The sequence below is a fragment of the Mesorhizobium quangtriensis genome (assembly GCF_040081925.1).
GTDB lineage: Bacteria > Pseudomonadota > Alphaproteobacteria > Rhizobiales > Rhizobiaceae > Mesorhizobium_K > Mesorhizobium_K quangtriensis.
Genome location: NZ_JBEBMF010000001.1, coordinates 887,051 through 901,414, shown reverse-complemented (window position 1 = coordinate 901,414; position 14,364 = coordinate 887,051). Strand labels below are relative to the sequence as shown.

Here is a 14,364-nt window from a genome sequence, read left to right as displayed (position 1 = left end):
TACAACTACCGTTGTCCTGCCTTGTGCTAAACATATAGACCTCAACGGCAACCAGGCGCGGATCGGATGGATTTCGCGGAATATGAAAAAGAGGGGCATCGAGCTTATCTCAAGCTCGCGGAAACAATTGCTAATATCTTAGATGTCGTAGTAAAGGGCGTCCCGGACCTCCGAGTCCAACAAATCCAACATCGCGCGAAGGCAACCGATTCACTTCGCTTAAAACTTCAGAATAGAAACATTCTGACAAGCGATACAATCGAGTCAGAAATAAAGGATCTCGCGGGATGTCGTGTTATTCTTTACACCAACGCCGACGTCGCGCGCCTCGTTTCCTCAAGAGAGATTCGTGACAATTTTGATGTCGATTGGGATCGAACAAAATTCCACTATCCGGGAGACGGTGCAACTGCCGGTGAATTCTTTATTTCGTATAATTATGTGCTCAAACTAAAGGAGCAACGAGTCGCGCTGCCTGAATATTCAGTCTTTCGAGACAAATGGTGCGAGGTTCAGGTCCAGACCACATTGGACCATGCGTGGTCAGAAATGGCTCATGATACGATCTACAAGCCAGCCGGCGACGGGTTTGGCAGTTTGGTCATGAAGGATGTCGAAAAGCGCATGGCGGCAATCATGCAAAGGTATTTACTTCCAGCCGGATTCGACTTCCAGAAGGTAGCGAACGATGTCCAGAGCCTGCGCATCGGTCGGCAGTTATACGAGAACGATCCACTGAAACTTTTTGGAGAGTGCCGTGATAACAACGAACGTTACGAACTGCTAGATCAATTTAAGGAGCACGTCCTACCGTACTACGATGACATTAAAAAAACGGCCCCCGACATACGGGCGTGCATGGTGTCGCTAATAAGAGCAGCGAGGAGCACGGAAGTCACATCTACGCAATATGGGTTTGAAGGCTATACCGTTGAATACGTTGTAGATTCGGCTTTTGACATTATTGATCGACTTCGGTTCACACATGACGGAGCGATCGAAGCCACCTTTGAGGCCATTTGCGAGCTATTTCCGGGCGCTAAAAGCCAAGGTGAGCGAAAGCGCATCTCCGAATCTGCGGAACGTCTCGCCAAACACAACCTTACAGCTTGGCGTCAAGTTGGTCCACTCGTACAAGAGATATTAGTCTCGCGAATAAGGCAGGTCACCCCGGACGAGGAGCAACCCATTCGAGGGTTAATCGTCGATATCTTGGGGCATGTACTTCAGCCTGAAGTGAGTGGCACCTCAAACGGCTATAACAGCGTGACCTTCCACCAAGGGCAAGTGCATGCGAGCGAGGCGCTTCGGCGTGTCCGGAGTGCCGCCATCGAAAAACTACAAGACCTATTTCTTACTTCTCTTGACGACCGTGCGCGGCGTTCTGTGGTTAACGCACTCTCCAAAGCTACCCGCCTGACACACCAAGCAAAAACGACTGCCGATTTGTTGAAGATAGTTCTTGGCGATACGTTGCAGATCGTTAAATTTTACACCTCTATTGCCGGTTCGCAAAGCTATGAGATACTCCAACGGCTAGAGCATGACCTGTTATGGCTCTATCGCCACAAGCGAAAACTTACTCCAGATTTTGATAATGACACGGATATTGCAAAAGCCCGTGACGAACTTTTGTCGGCCATCTTTGCTTTCCGGGATCGAGTCAATCACGATCACCAGTTTGTTATATACAAGACACTGGTGGGTTTTCAGTCGGTATTCCCACCAGCATGGGATGGAGACGCGTTCGATATTCGCGTCGAGGCAGATTATCGCAACAAGGAAATCTCCCGCTTAGTCGATGAAATAACGAGTGCGAATGCTGCCGAATGGTTCGCAACTATTCGCAGATGCGCGCAAACGCGGAGTGATGACGGCGCTACATTCCCCAGCTTTCGAAGATTCCTGGAAGAGTTTGCGAGGAAAAGGTCGGAGTTGTTGATTGAGCGTCTCAATGATCTGGACGAAGATACCGCTGCATTTCTTTCATCGATACTGAAAGGCTTTGAGGGCGGATCACTAGAAAACGAGATGCGGGCACAGGTTCGGCAGTGGATAGGCGACAGGCGGCATCTTCAACAAATTGCGCAATACTGCATTTTGGCTTCGAAACTCGACGAAGCGTTAATCGAGGAGTGTTTGTCCAGCGCGATTCTAGTGAAAGACAGCCCCGCCGTTCTTTGGACAATTGAGGCAGTCGCTCGGCGCCAAGCCGAGGTCTCAACCCATCTTATCGAGATGGCGTTTTTGCCCGGCGTGCGGTACTTAGCCACCGAGCGCAATTTTCTTTGGGTGGATCCAGTCGCGACGTTCTCTCAACAAGGGTCGCTTCTGCAAAAACTCGATGAAGACGGTGAAGACGGGGTACTCCAAAGCCTCATCGAGATACCGCGCATCGAATACAACGAAGAAGAATTGCTGTCGTTTCTCGCCGAGAATAGACCGCTCAAGATAGTAGACTTCTTTAATGAACGTTTGTTGTTTTCTCAACGACCGGAATCATCGAATGATTTCGAACCTATCCCCTTTAGCTTTCATAACCATTTGCAACCGAAACTATCTCCGGTGGCGGACGGCGTTGTGCAGAGGGTTTACCAATGGTACTTGCGTGATGACGAACTATTCCAGTTCCGAGGAGGAGCGTTCTTAGCACACCTATTCCCGGATTTCGAAGTACTCGAACCACCCCTGCTCATGTTGGTTGGAACCGGCAATCGGCCCAGCATAGAATTTGTTCTGGACATCCTCCGAGCCTATGAAGGCCAGTCATTTCTACACGCAATTTGCAAGGAGATCGTCAATGCCTTGCCGGAAGAAGATCCGCTCTTAGGCGAGGTTTCGGTTGTTCTAGATTCATCTGGTGTTGTGTCTGGCGAGTTTGGCGTTGTGGCGGCTGCTCAGCGAAAAAGGGAAGAGATGTTAGCATGGCTCGCTGATGAGCGCGTACGCGTGCGCGGCTTCGCAAATAGGCACATCAAGAGCTTAGATAGGCAAATTGCTGCGGAACAGCGGCGGAGCATGGAAGACCTGCAACTTAGAAAGCGGCAATACGGCACCAGCGATCCTACAGTAGGGGACCAGTCAGAAGATCCATCTTAGGGTAGAGTTCTGGCGATAAAAGGTTTCCTCTACTTGCGCGTCGTTATCCCTGCCGATTTTGCAGCGCCGGAGTCCGGATCGAAGGCCTGCAACGTGGACAGATTTTCACAGGCGTCGCGGCCGGCTCTATCTCCCCCCTTGCGGGGGAGATAGCGATTTCAACAGCTTAGCCGAGTTCTTCACGAGGCTAAGCGTTAGAAATCGCAAGAGAGGGGATTTTTCCGTGCGTCCGTTTCCACACCCCTCCCGCCTCCCCCATAATCCCCAGACCGCCCTCGCGGGAGCCCGGGTCATGAACCGGATGACGGGGAGGGTGGCGGCGCCGGATCGGTCGCGCCGAGGCTGATTTGCGACAAAGCGGATACCCGCTTGTCGGGGATCATGCTTCATCGGTAGCGCGGCTGGGTGATGAACCCCCAGGTCCGGGCCCTTGCGGAGACCAGCGGCAACGGCCGTGTCCTCCCCCGGGGCAAGAACGCCGGCGACGCAGAAGACCGCGCCGCACAAATATAATCAGAAGGCGCGGTCGCATGCGTCGCCTCCCGGCCTTTTCAGGGCGCGGGCTCGCTTTCGCGCGCCTGCACGCCACCAACCCACAGGAGAACCGCAATGCCAGACGAAGACCACGCAGGGGAATACCGCACCGCATTCGGACCGCTGCTGTTCGAGACGGCGCTGCGGGCCGCCGCGACGGCGCACGGCCTGCCCGCCACCTGCCGCCGGCGCGCCTGCCGCGAGTCAGGCATCTGCGCGCTCAGCTATCAGCCGTGGAACGGCCAGATCGACCGTGGCTGCACGCCGGATTTCGCGGTCGCGCGCGCGGCCGCCGAGCATGTCGAATTCCTGCGCCTGCTCGGCTGGATCGACCCCGAGGGCGGGGTATATGACGACCTCGTCGCGCCAGACATGGAGACGTTTCCGAAGCTTGGACCGAGGCCCGTCCCGCAGCCCGAGGTCTGGGCGAGGATGATCGCGACCGCCTTCGCCATTCCGATGCCGCCACGCGTTCGCAAACGGCCGAAGGCCGAGCCTGCGACCGCAGGCCGCCGATCGTTCGGCGCCCCCGCGGAGGCCAGCGAGCAAAGGCGAGCGCTCGGCCGTGAGCGCAAATGCACCTCCCTGTGAGCGACAATTAAGCGGGCTTCGCCCGCGCCAGCGTGACAAGCAAAATGCCGGCGACGATGAAGGCGGCGCCGGCGAGGTCGTAGCCGTGCAGGCCCTCGCCGAGCAGCAGCCAGGCGAGGATCGCGACAAACACCGTCTGCAAATACATCAGCATGGAGGCGCGGCTGGCGCCGAGCGCGCCGACGCTGCGGTTGTAGAGGAAATACATCAGCGCGCCGCCCGGCCCGGCGATGTAGGCGAGCGCCAGCAGGCCGTTGCGGTCGAGCGATGAGCGGTCGCCCGTCGCCAGTTCCCAGAGGTAGAAGGGAAGTGCCGCGAGCGCGCCGACGCCGAGCAGGAGGACGAGCAGCGGCAGCATCGGCATGTCGAATTTCGAGCGGCGCAGCAGCACCGTGTAGAGGCCGAAGCAGAAGGCGCTGCCGACGATCCACAGCTCGCCGACGCTGAACTGGAGGCTGAGCAGCGCGTCGAGGTCGCCGCGCGAGACGATCCACAGCATGCCGGCGAGCGCCAGCGCCGCGCCGAGCGCCTTCTGCGGGCCGAGCGCCTCGCCGAGGATGAAGCGGGCGAGCACGATGGTCATGATCGGGCATAGCGCCATGATGATGCCGGCGGTGGTGGCGTCGGTGTAGTGCAGGCCGACGAAGATCATGCCCTGGCACAGCGCCAGCCCGACCGCGCCGATGACCGCCAGCTCCAGCGTGCGCTCCTTCAGCAGGCCGAGCATCGCGCCATGGTGGCGGTGCACGATCGGCAGCAGGATCAGGCAGGCGATCGCCAGCCGCCAGAAGCAGAGCGCCCAGGGCGGCATCTCCGGCGCAACCCATTTTGCCGCGATATAGACGCCCGCCGACAGCAGCCAGCCGAAGACGGCCAGCGCATAGGCCTGCGTCATCGACTGGGCGGCGTTTGCCGACACACCCGCCTGTCCGATCGGCACCGCATGCATGGCCAGCCCCTCCCGCCTTTGCGTGGCGATCCTAGCGCGCCGGCAGCGTCCTGCCGAGAGGAAGATTTGCGGTGTGCTGCGCGTCAGCTTTTGGGCTCGACCGTCTTCTCACGCTTGGGCTTTGGCTTTGCGGCCGGCTTGGCCTTGCGCGGCTTCGCCTTTGCGGGAGGTGCCGGAGGGTTGTCGGCCAGCGAAAGCACAAGCGCCGCCAGTTCCGGCTCATCGATCAGTGTCGAGGCATCCGCCGGCGACAGCCATGCCCGCGCACGCTTGCCCTGCTCCTCCCAGTCGGCCAGCACTTCGTCAACCGGCATCAAGAAAACCTTGACGTTCACCTTCACGAAGGAACCCGACAGCCGCTTCCAGTACGCGTATGCGCCGAACGGCTTCTCCGAGGCCTCGCCCATCACGCCGGCTTCCTCGAACGCCTCCTGGGCGGCGGCCTCGCGCCCCGTCTTCGACTTCATCGGCCAGCCCTTGGGCACGATGAAGCGACGCGTCGTGTTCGAGGTGACCAGCAGCACCTCGACCGCGCCGTCCACCGTCAGCCGGTACGGGATGGCGGCGACCTGCCTGATCGGCTTGTTCTTCCTGGCGCGGCGGACGAGGCGTTTTTCCTTCGGCATGACAGCGACCTAGGGCCGCCCACAGCAAACCGCAAGGCCGGACGTTGGTCAGTCGGGATCGCGTTTCAGGATTTCAAGCGTTCCGGCGCGAAGCTCCAGGTCATATTCGCGTCCGTCCGCGCCGACAGCATCGTCCACCTCCCAGACCGAGCCGTCATCCTCAAGCTCGATGTCCTCCCACGTCGTGAAACCCTCGGCCCGCAGTTTTGCCTCGATCGCCGTGCGCTCTTCCGGCGTCGGGTCACGGTCGGCGAAGGCGGGCGATGCAAGCAGGACTACCGGGAGGGCAAGGGCGGCGATTTTCATGAGGGCTCCTTTTTGGGTTCGGTACAGGACGGAGCTAGGTCACCCTTCCAGGCGCGGCAAGTTGCCGGCCGGCCGGATAGCGCGATTGTGAAGTGTTACGGAACTGACACGAAACGGACATCCAGCCTTCATGCAGGCGCGTTAACGCATCTACCCAAGCCACAAGTCGAGCAGGGAAGCCGCGATGCTGCAGATACGCGACGTGACGCGCCGCTTCGGCAAGAACACAGCCGTGGACCGCGTCGCGCTCGAAATCCCGCCAGGACAGATGGTCGGCATCATCGGCCGTTCCGGCGCCGGCAAATCGACGCTGCTTCGCATGGTCAACCGCCTGGTCGACCCGTCTGAAGGAACGATCATCTTCGACGGTCGCGAGGTTTCGTCGCTGCGCGGGGCGGCGCTGCTTTCGTGGCATCGCGATTGCGCCATGATCTTTCAGCAATTCAATCTCGTCCCGCGCCTCGACGTCGTCTCCAATGTGCTGCACGGCACACTCAACCGTCGCTCCACCGTCGCGGCGATGCTCAACCTTTTCCCTACCGCTGACATCAACCAGGCGATCGATATCCTTGACCGCCTCGGCATCGCGGACCATGCGCCTAAACGCGTCGAGGCTCTATCGGGCGGGCAGCAGCAGCGCGTCGCGATCGCCCGCGCCTTGATGCAGGACCCACGCATTATCCTGGCCGACGAACCGATCGCTTCGCTCGATCCGATGAACGCTCAGGTCGTCATGGATACGCTGCGCCGCATCCACGACGAGGACGGTCGCATGATCGTGTGCAACTTGCATACGCTCGACACGGCACGGCGGTACTGTGACCGCGTCATCGGCATGCGTGACGGCCGCGTCGTGTTTGACGGCAATCCGGAATATCTAACGACCCGGGTCGCCCGCGACATCTATGGCGCCGGCGAAACATTCTCGGAAGCATCAACGTCGACATCAATCGAGACGCTCGAACCGCTGTTTACGCCGGTTCCGATCCGGGAACCGGCTTTCGCCGACTGATCGAAAGCATTCGCCATCGCAGCACGATGGCTTCATCAAGCCAAGGAGAGAACCCATGAAGAGACTGCTCGCAGCGTTGATCACGTCCGTCGCACTGACGGCCCCCACCCTCGCCGAGGACAAGATTGCCGAGTTCCGTATCGGCATCCTCGGCGGAGAGAACGCGCAGGATCGCCTTACCTCCTATGAGTGCCTGCGGAAGTACACCGAAGAAGCGATCGGGGTCCCGGTGAAGCTTTTCACGCCGGCCGACTATGACGGCGTCATCCAGGGGCTCGTCGGCGGATCGCTCGACATGGCATGGCTCGGTGCCTCGGCCTACGCGAAGGCCTATCTGACCGACCCCGAGGCGGTCGAGCCGGTGCTGGTCAAGACCAACCTGGACGGTTCATTCACCTATTTCTCGATCGGCTTCGCCCGTAAGGATTCCGGTGTAACCGGGCTGGCCGACATGAAAGGCAAGAAGTTCGGCTTCGGCGATCCGAACTCGACTTCCGGCTATCTGATCCCCTCCATCGAGATCCCCAAGGAAACCGGTGCAACGATGGACAACGGCGTCTATTTCGGCGAGGTCGTCTTCACCGGTGGCCATGAACAGACCATCGTAGCAGTGGTCAACAAGGACGTCGACGCCGGCGTGACCTGGGCCGATGGACAGGGCGAATGGGAAGACGGTTACAACTCGGGCGCGCTGCGCAAGGCTGTGGATTCCGGCATTGTCGACATGAACGACATTGTCGAGATCTGGCGCTCGAAGCCGATTCCGGAAGGCCCGATCGTGCTGCGCAGGGCGCTGCCCAATGACGTCAAGACCAAGATGACAGAACTGGTTGGCGGCATGTACGAAAAAGACAAGGACTGCACCTACAGCATCGCGGCTGGCGAGACGGCCGGCTTCAAACCGATCGGGCATGACGCCTACCAGACCATGATCGACCTCAGGAAAGCTCAGACCAACTGAGTAACGCGGCATAAACACGACGGGCCTTTCGAGGCCCGTCGCCTTTTTCCGAGAGGCAATCGATGGCGGGACTGGCAACGGGCAACCTCGGCGGCTTGAAGGCGGAATACATCACGCTGGTTCGCCGACGCCGTATGTACTCCGGGCTTATCACGGTCCTGTTCGTTATGGTTCTGGTTGCCGGTTTCGGTCTGGCCGACAGCCGCAACGCCGGGGGATTCTGGCAGGGCCTGCCCAAGATCTTCGACTTTCCGGCGGAACTGATTTCAGAGGCGATAGACAAGTCCGCGGCGATGCCCGGAAACCTGTTGGACTACCTGCCGGCGTTGATCGAGACCATCAATATCGCTGCGGTGTCCACCTTGGTGGGCGCATTGCTTGCAGTCCTGCTTTCGCTTCTGTCCACACGCGGCCTTGCGCGCTGGCCACGCCTGATACCGCTGTTTCGCCGGGCGATGGACGTGATGCGCGCGGTGCCGGAGATCGTCATCGCTCTTGTCCTGATATTCGTCATGGGCGGCGGCCCGGTTCCAGCGATGATCGCCATCACCTTCCACAGCGCAGGCGCTCTCGGAAAGCTGTTCTCAGAGGTCAACGAAAACGCAGACCTGAAGCCGGTCGAGGGCCTGTCCTCTGTTGGCGCTTCCTGGCTGGAACGCATGTGGCTGGGCGTCCTTCCGCAGGTTGCGCCGAACTATCTTTCATATGCTTTGCTGCGCCTGGAGATCAACGTACGCGCCTCGGCCATACTGGGATTCGTGGGCGCGGGTGGCATCGGCGCGGAACTGCGCGTAGCGATCAGTTGGGGGACCGGGCGCTACGACGCCGCCGCCGCCATCTTCATCCTGCTGTTCCTGACCATCGTGGCGATCGACCAGCTGTCGAGCTACTACCGAAACCGTCTCGTGGGAACGCACTGATGGCAATGGCGCAAACTGCGGTTGACCTGTCGATCCAGCGCGGCGAGATCGCCCGGCTGTTCGCGCGCAAGCGGCTCGTCGCCTTTGGTGTTCCCGCACTCATACTTGCCTACCTGACCTACGTGTTCTTTTCCTTCGACATTCCCGGCCTCGCGGCGCGCGCCCGCATGGACAACGCGAAGATCCTGCTGGCCGATGCCTACAGTCACAAGGTGCATGTCACGCGCGACGAACGGGTCGGCCAGGTGACGGTGGCGATCGAGGGAGAAAACAAGGGCACCTATGCCGCCGACGCCTGGCCTAACTGGGTGCGAACCGAGGGTGACTCCACCGTGGTCGACCTCGACAACGGTGCCACGGTGCGTTTCGATCCAGGCGCGGTACGTTTCGACATTCCGGATTTCGGTGTTCTGGAGATCGCCCGCGGAGACAGCGGAATCATCGTGCGCTCGCCTGTCGAGCCGCTTCCCGACTGGGTCAACGCGTCGCCGACGCGCGTGTCGGTGACGCGTCCGGAAGCCCGCGTGTCGGTAACCCGCAATCGCGCCGAGGTTTTTCGCTACTTCGCCGGCTGGGAGCTCTTCTTCTTCACGCTGGACAGTCCGTTCCACGACAAATCATGGTCCGAACTCGCGTCTCTCGCTGTATCTGCCGAACAGATCAGGCCGGGACAGAGCAATCTCTGGGCAATGCTCTCCGACTTCTGGAATAACGCCATGTGGCGGCACGGCGACGTCGCCTGGGCGATTTTCGAGACCATCCTGATGGCCTTTCTCGGGACAATGGGAGCAGCGCTCGCTGCCTTCCCGCTCGGCTTCGCCGCCGCCCACAACTTCACGCCGAGCCGGGTCTTTCGCTTCGGTGCGCGCCGCCTTTTCGATTTCCTGCGCGGTGTCGATGGGCTGATCTGGACGATCGTTCTGTCGCGTGCCTTTGGGCCGGGGCCACTGACGGGGTCGCTTGCCATATTGCTTACCGACACCGGGACGTTCGGCAAGCTTTTCTCGGAAGCACTCGAGAACGTGGACCGCAAGCAGGTCGACGGCCTGCGATCCACGGGCGCCAACGGCCTGCAGCGGGTGCGCTTCGGCGTGATCCCCCAAGTTGCGCCTGTGATCGTCAGCCAGGTTCTTTACTACCTTGAATCAAACACGCGCAGCGCAACCGTCATTGGCGCCATCGTGGGGGGCGGCATCGGCCTTCTCCTTACCCAGGCAATCCAGACCCAGAAGGACTGGGAAGAAGTGACGTACTACATCGTGCTGACGCTCTTGATGGTTTCGATGATGGATATCCTGTCCGGATGGCTGCGCGCCAAGCTGATCGGGCGCTCCCCGACCACCGTCAGGCACTGATGCCGGCCTAAGGTCGAAATATCCGCGGCCAAGTTTTCGGACAACCTTTCGGGCGCTATAGTTCCGTCACGCATCGACGGAGGCAGCGCCATGAACGGACCGAACCCGGAAATCAAGCACCCTATTTCGATGCATCCACGCGTCGGCTTCCTGAAGCCGCTGGTGACCGCCGAAAACATCGAGGTCGGCGACTTTACCTACTACGACGACCCCGACGGCCCTGACAAATTCCAGGAAAAATGCGTCTTGCACCATTATCCCGTCATCGGCGACAGGCTGGTGATCGGAAAATTCTGCGCCATTGCCGAGGGCGCGCGCTTCATCATGAACGGCGCCAACCACGCATTGTCGGGCTTCTCGACCTACCCGTTCAACATCTTCGGCCATGGCTGGGAGGAAGGCTTCGACACCGCGACATGGCAGCGCGAGGTGCGCGGCGACACAGTCATAGGCAATGATGTCTGGATCGGGATGGAGGCTGTCGTCCTGCCCGGCGTTAAGGTCGACGATGGCGCAATCGTGGCGGCCAAATCAGTGGTGTCGCACGATGTGCCGCCCTATGCGGTGGTGGCCGGCAACCCGGCAAAAGTAGCCAAGATGCGGTTCGACGACGCAACTATCGCCCGCCTTCTCAGGGTCGCATGGTGGGATTGGCCTGTTGACAAGATCAGCCGCAACCTGAATGCCATTCGCGGCGCCGACATCGCGGCGCTGGAGGCAGCATTTTGAACGCGAACACCGTCACGAAGATCGACGTCGAAATATTCAAAACGCCCTGGGTGTTCATCCGCGGCGTGCCGGCAATGAAATTCCTGCCGCCCGAGGGACCGCCGGAAGTTGCCTTCGCGGGGCGGTCGAATGTCGGCAAGTCGTCGCTGATCAACGGGCTGGTCGGCCAAGGTGGGCTGGCGCGCACGTCCAACACGCCGGGGCGGACTCAGGAACTCAACTATTTCGTTCCGGACGGATTTTCCGGCGAATCCGGCGACCTGCCGCCGATGGCGCTTGTTGACATGCCTGGCTACGGCTATGCCAGCGCGCCGAAGGAGAAGGTCGATCAATGGACGAAGCTGATCTTCGACTATCTGCAGGGTCGCGTGACGCTGAAGCGCGTCTATGTGCTGATCGATTCCAGGCATGGCATCAAGAAGAATGACGACGAGGTTTTTTCGCTGCTCGACAAGGCTGCGGTCTCCTATCAGGTCGTGCTCACCAAGACCGACAAGATCAAGGCGGCCGGCGTGCCGAAGCTGATCACTGAGACGCTCGCGAAGATCAAGAAGCGCCCAGCGGCTTTCCCGGAAGTCATCGCCACGTCATCTGAAAAAGGGGATGGCATGGAGGACCTGCGGGCGGCCATCGTGCTGGCCGCAAACGGCGGCTGATCCGCCATCGAACCATTTGCCCGAACAGGCGTTTCCCGCTAAGACGCGCCAGCCCGACAACAACGCCCAGAAACCTTCCGAGGATACCGATGTCGACGGATTTCGCCGCCACCGCCGAGATGCAGGCTGCCCTGCTTTCGCGGGCGTTGCCCTACATGCAGCGCTACGAGAACAAGACGGTCGTGGTGAAGTATGGCGGCCACGCCATGGGCGATATCGAACTCGGCCGCGCCTTCGCGCGCGACATCGCGCTGCTCAAGCAGTCCGGCGTCAATCCGATCGTGGTACACGGCGGCGGCCCGCAGATCGGCGCCATGCTGAAGTCGATGGGGATCGAGTCGAGGTTCGAGGGTGGGCTTCGCGTCACCGACCAGCGCACGGTCGAGATCGTCGAGATGGTGCTGGCGGGCTCCATCAACAAGGAGATCGTCGCCCTGATCAACGCCGAGGGCGAATGGGCGATCGGCCTCTGCGGCAAGGACGGCAACATGGTCTTCGCCGAAAAGGCGAAGAAGACGTACCGCGACCCGGATTCCAACATCGAGCGCGTGCTCGACCTGGGCTTCGTCGGCGAGCCGGTCGAGGTCGACCGCACGCTGCTCGACCTGCTCGCCCGCTCCGAGATGATCCCGGTGCTGGCGCCGGTCGCACCGGGTCGAGACGGGCATACCTACAACATCAACGCCGACACTTTCGCCGGAGCGATTGCCGGCGCTGTGAGGGCCTCGCGCCTGCTGTTCCTGACCGACGTTCCGGGCGTGCTCGACAAGGACAAGAAGCTCATCGACGAACTGACCGTCGCGGAAGCCAAGGCGCTGATCGCGGACGGCACGATCTCGGGCGGCATGATCCCCAAGGTCGAAACCTGCATCGAGGCGATCGAGCGCGGCGTCGAGGGCGTGGTCATCCTCAACGGCAAGACCGCGCACGCCGTGCTGCTGGAGCTGTTCACAGAGCACGGCGCAGGCACGCTGCTCGTGCCTTGAGGGACGAAGCCTAGCGCAACATCAGCAGTACGACGATGCCTGCGACGATCAGCAGGCATCCGCCCATCTCCATGCGGTTTATCTTCTCCTTGAAGAAGAAGACCGTCGTGGCGAAGGTGAAAAGCATCTCGACCTGCGCCAGCGAGCGCACCAGCGCGGCCTGCTGAATAGTCATGGCCATGAACCAACCGAAGGACGCCAGGCCGCCGGCAACGCCGGCTACCATGGACCATCGCCAGGCTTTTGCGACCCGCACGAGTTCGGCGCGATCGCGCAGCAGCATCCAGCCAGCCATGAGGATTGTCTGGAACAGTGTCGTCCAGGCCAGCGTATAGGCAGCCTGCATCATGAAGTTTGGACCACCGAGCGACGTCGAGGCCGCGCGATAGGAGACGGCCGAAAGGGCGAAGAACGCGCCCGACGCAATGCCGATGCCCGCAACGCGGCTTGCCAGCGCCTCCGCGACGCCGCGCCATGTCATCTGCACCCGCGCGAGCGAAATCATCATCACGCCGAAGACGCTGATCGCGATTGCAGCCATGAGCCCGGCGGTTACCGTCTCGCCGAGGAAGATCAACCCGAACAAGGCTGCCTGAACGGGCTCGGTGCGCGAATAGGCCGTTCCGACCGCGAAATTGCGAAACGAGAAAAGGTAGACCAGCAGGAAGGTCGCGGTGATCTGGGTCACCCCGCCGAACGCCATCCAGAAGATGAAGCACGCATTGGCGTCGGGCAGAACGTCGCCTCGGCCGAAATGCAGAGCCAGGACGATGGCAATGGCCACCGGACAGCCGAAACCGAACCGCGCGAAGGTCGCGCCGGTCGTGCCCATGACGCCCTTGAGCTGCTTTTGCGCCGCCGAACGCAGGTTCTGCAGAAAGGCCGCGACTATCGTGATTGGAATCCAGAGTTCCATGGGAGCGTATCAGAGCGGGAGTGGCTGTCGATCGCGCGCCAATCCCACCCCGCGCGTGCGCGGTCAATGCCCCAGTTGCGCCTGAGAGGACTACCAGACGCTGCTAGGACGCCTTTTTGCGTCGCGGCTTCCTAGCCACCGGCTTGCGGCCGAGCCCGATATCCCTGGCCATTGCAGAACGCGTAGCCGAGTAGTTCGGCGCCGTCATCGGATAGTCGGCGGGCAGGCCCCACTTCGCCCGATATTGCTGCGGCGTCAGCCCATGCGAAGCGAGGTGGCGCTTCATGGACTTGAACTTCTTTCCGTCTTCCAGACAGACGATATGTCCCGGATGGACCGACCGTTTTGGATTTACGGCCGGGACCAGTTCCGGTTCAGGCTCCGGGGCCGGGTCACCCAGTTTCCGGATTGCGTCACTGACGCTACCGATCAATCCCGCCAACTCAGTTGGCGGCACCATATTTTTCGCCACATATGCCGAGACGATCCCGGCAGTCAGCTCAATCAGTTCAGTCTTGTCGATATCGCCCAATATCCCAACTCCCCAATGCGCCCCATCGGTATCTATTCTGGAAATTCGATTTCCTCAATATCTTGAACAAATTCATCAGCAAAAAAACGGATATCGTTTCAGATAACCGTGATACGGGTCGCGATTCGTCGTTGTTAGAGTTCTGGAATACGCACCGATCGATTTGAATGTTCATCATCAATCCTATCGGTT

14 protein-coding genes are annotated in these 14,364 nt (G+C 60.3%); 9 read left to right on the top strand and 5 right to left on the bottom strand.

Annotation, left to right across the window (positions count from 1 at the left end; all coding sequences use genetic code 11):
- Positions 1 to 66 precede the first annotated feature (66 nt).
- Together ABMA32_RS04530 and ABMA32_RS04525 are read left to right on the top strand one after the other, a co-directional pair.
- Positions 67 to 3,099, top strand: a complete 3,033-nt coding sequence (locus ABMA32_RS04530; protein ID WP_349012529.1) for a RelA/SpoT domain-containing protein — start codon at positions 67 to 69, stop codon at positions 3,097 to 3,099.
- Between the two features lie 609 nt (positions 3,100 to 3,708).
- The gene (locus ABMA32_RS04525) at positions 3,709 to 4,224 is read left to right on the top strand and encodes a hypothetical protein (RefSeq protein WP_349012528.1); all 516 of its coding nucleotides are present in this window, start codon (positions 3,709 to 3,711) and stop codon (positions 4,222 to 4,224) included.
- A 7-nt stretch (positions 4,225 to 4,231) separates the two neighbouring features.
- Here ABMA32_RS04525 and ABMA32_RS04520 read toward each other — a convergent pair whose 3' ends face one another.
- The 3 genes from ABMA32_RS04520 to ABMA32_RS04510 form a co-directional block, all read right to left on the bottom strand.
- A complete protein-coding gene (locus ABMA32_RS04520) occupies positions 4,232 to 5,173 on the bottom strand; it encodes a DMT family transporter (protein ID WP_425475467.1) in 942 nt (313 codons plus the stop codon).
- A gap of 83 nt (positions 5,174 to 5,256) precedes the next feature.
- Positions 5,257 to 5,799, bottom strand: coding sequence for an NUDIX hydrolase (locus ABMA32_RS04515; protein WP_349012527.1), 543 nt, complete (start codon positions 5,797 to 5,799; stop codon positions 5,257 to 5,259).
- 48 nt (positions 5,800 to 5,847) lie between these two features.
- On the bottom strand, positions 5,848 to 6,105 hold the full coding sequence (locus ABMA32_RS04510; RefSeq protein WP_349012526.1) for a PepSY domain-containing protein: 258 nt from the start codon (positions 6,103 to 6,105) through the stop codon (positions 5,848 to 5,850).
- A gap of 184 nt (positions 6,106 to 6,289) precedes the next feature.
- Here ABMA32_RS04510 and phnC point away from each other — a divergent pair, with 184 nt between their 5' ends.
- The 7 genes from phnC (at position 6,290) to argB (ending at position 12,724) form a co-directional block, all read left to right on the top strand.
- Complete coding sequence (phnC, locus tag ABMA32_RS04505; protein WP_349012525.1) at positions 6,290 to 7,117, top strand: phosphonate ABC transporter ATP-binding protein; 828 nt, start codon at positions 6,290 to 6,292, stop codon at positions 7,115 to 7,117.
- Positions 7,118 to 7,172: 55 nt separating this feature from the next.
- The gene (phnD, locus tag ABMA32_RS04500) at positions 7,173 to 8,078 is read left to right on the top strand and encodes a phosphonate ABC transporter substrate-binding protein (protein WP_349012524.1); all 906 of its coding nucleotides are present in this window, start codon (positions 7,173 to 7,175) and stop codon (positions 8,076 to 8,078) included.
- 62 nt (positions 8,079 to 8,140) lie between these two features.
- Positions 8,141 to 8,998 (top strand): phosphonate ABC transporter, permease protein PhnE, encoded by an 858-nt coding sequence (gene phnE, locus ABMA32_RS04495; RefSeq protein ID WP_349012523.1) that lies wholly within the window; start codon positions 8,141 to 8,143, stop codon positions 8,996 to 8,998.
- On the top strand, positions 8,998 to 10,353 hold the full coding sequence (gene phnE / locus ABMA32_RS04490; RefSeq protein ID WP_349012522.1) for a phosphonate ABC transporter, permease protein PhnE: 1,356 nt from the start codon (positions 8,998 to 9,000) through the stop codon (positions 10,351 to 10,353). Before phnE (ABMA32_RS04495) ends, phnE (ABMA32_RS04490) begins: the two co-directional genes overlap by 1 nt.
- 90 nt (positions 10,354 to 10,443) lie before the next feature.
- A complete protein-coding gene (locus ABMA32_RS04485) occupies positions 10,444 to 11,082 on the top strand; it encodes a CatB-related O-acetyltransferase (RefSeq protein WP_349012521.1) in 639 nt (212 codons plus the stop codon).
- The gene (yihA, locus tag ABMA32_RS04480) at positions 11,079 to 11,738 is read left to right on the top strand and encodes a ribosome biogenesis GTP-binding protein YihA/YsxC (RefSeq protein WP_349012520.1); all 660 of its coding nucleotides are present in this window, start codon (positions 11,079 to 11,081) and stop codon (positions 11,736 to 11,738) included. Before ABMA32_RS04485 ends, yihA begins: the two co-directional genes overlap by 4 nt.
- Positions 11,739 to 11,827: 89 nt before the next feature.
- The gene (gene argB, locus ABMA32_RS04475) at positions 11,828 to 12,724 is read left to right on the top strand and encodes an acetylglutamate kinase (RefSeq protein WP_349012519.1); all 897 of its coding nucleotides are present in this window, start codon (positions 11,828 to 11,830) and stop codon (positions 12,722 to 12,724) included.
- 10 nt (positions 12,725 to 12,734) lie between these two features.
- Here argB and ABMA32_RS04470 read toward each other — a convergent pair whose 3' ends face one another.
- Positions 12,735 to 13,640: an EamA family transporter gene (locus ABMA32_RS04470; protein WP_349012518.1), complete on the bottom strand. Its 906-nt coding sequence runs from the start codon at positions 13,638 to 13,640 to the stop codon at positions 12,735 to 12,737.
- Between the two features lie 103 nt (positions 13,641 to 13,743).
- Positions 13,744 to 14,172, bottom strand: coding sequence for a Ros/MucR family transcriptional regulator (locus ABMA32_RS04465; RefSeq protein ID WP_349012517.1), 429 nt, complete (start codon positions 14,170 to 14,172; stop codon positions 13,744 to 13,746).
- Positions 14,173 to 14,364 lie beyond the last annotated feature (192 nt).

What these genes read in the sequence shown, in the direction of transcription:
- ABMA32_RS04530 (WP_349012529.1), top strand. Translation starts at nt 67, where the DNA reads ATGGATTTCGCGGAATATGAAAAAGAGGGGCATCGAGCTTATCTCAAG.
- ABMA32_RS04525 (WP_349012528.1), top strand. Translation starts at nt 3,709, where the DNA reads ATGCCAGACGAAGACCACGCAGGGGAATACCGCACCGCATTCGGACCG.
- ABMA32_RS04520 (WP_425475467.1), bottom strand. Translation starts at nt 5,173, where the DNA reads ATGCATGCGGTGCCGATCGGACAGGCGGGTGTGTCGGCAAACGCCGCC.
- ABMA32_RS04515 (WP_349012527.1), bottom strand. Translation starts at nt 5,799, where the DNA reads ATGCCGAAGGAAAAACGCCTCGTCCGCCGCGCCAGGAAGAACAAGCCG.
- ABMA32_RS04510 (WP_349012526.1), bottom strand. Translation starts at nt 6,105, where the DNA reads ATGAAAATCGCCGCCCTTGCCCTCCCGGTAGTCCTGCTTGCATCGCCC.
- phnC (WP_349012525.1), top strand. Translation starts at nt 6,290, where the DNA reads ATGCTGCAGATACGCGACGTGACGCGCCGCTTCGGCAAGAACACAGCC.
- phnD (WP_349012524.1), top strand. Translation starts at nt 7,173, where the DNA reads ATGAAGAGACTGCTCGCAGCGTTGATCACGTCCGTCGCACTGACGGCC.
- phnE (WP_349012523.1), top strand. Translation starts at nt 8,141, where the DNA reads ATGGCGGGACTGGCAACGGGCAACCTCGGCGGCTTGAAGGCGGAATAC.
- phnE (WP_349012522.1), top strand. Translation starts at nt 8,998, where the DNA reads ATGGCAATGGCGCAAACTGCGGTTGACCTGTCGATCCAGCGCGGCGAG.
- ABMA32_RS04485 (WP_349012521.1), top strand. Translation starts at nt 10,444, where the DNA reads ATGAACGGACCGAACCCGGAAATCAAGCACCCTATTTCGATGCATCCA.
- argB (WP_349012519.1), top strand. Translation starts at nt 11,828, where the DNA reads ATGTCGACGGATTTCGCCGCCACCGCCGAGATGCAGGCTGCCCTGCTT.
- ABMA32_RS04470 (WP_349012518.1), bottom strand. Translation starts at nt 13,640, where the DNA reads ATGGAACTCTGGATTCCAATCACGATAGTCGCGGCCTTTCTGCAGAAC.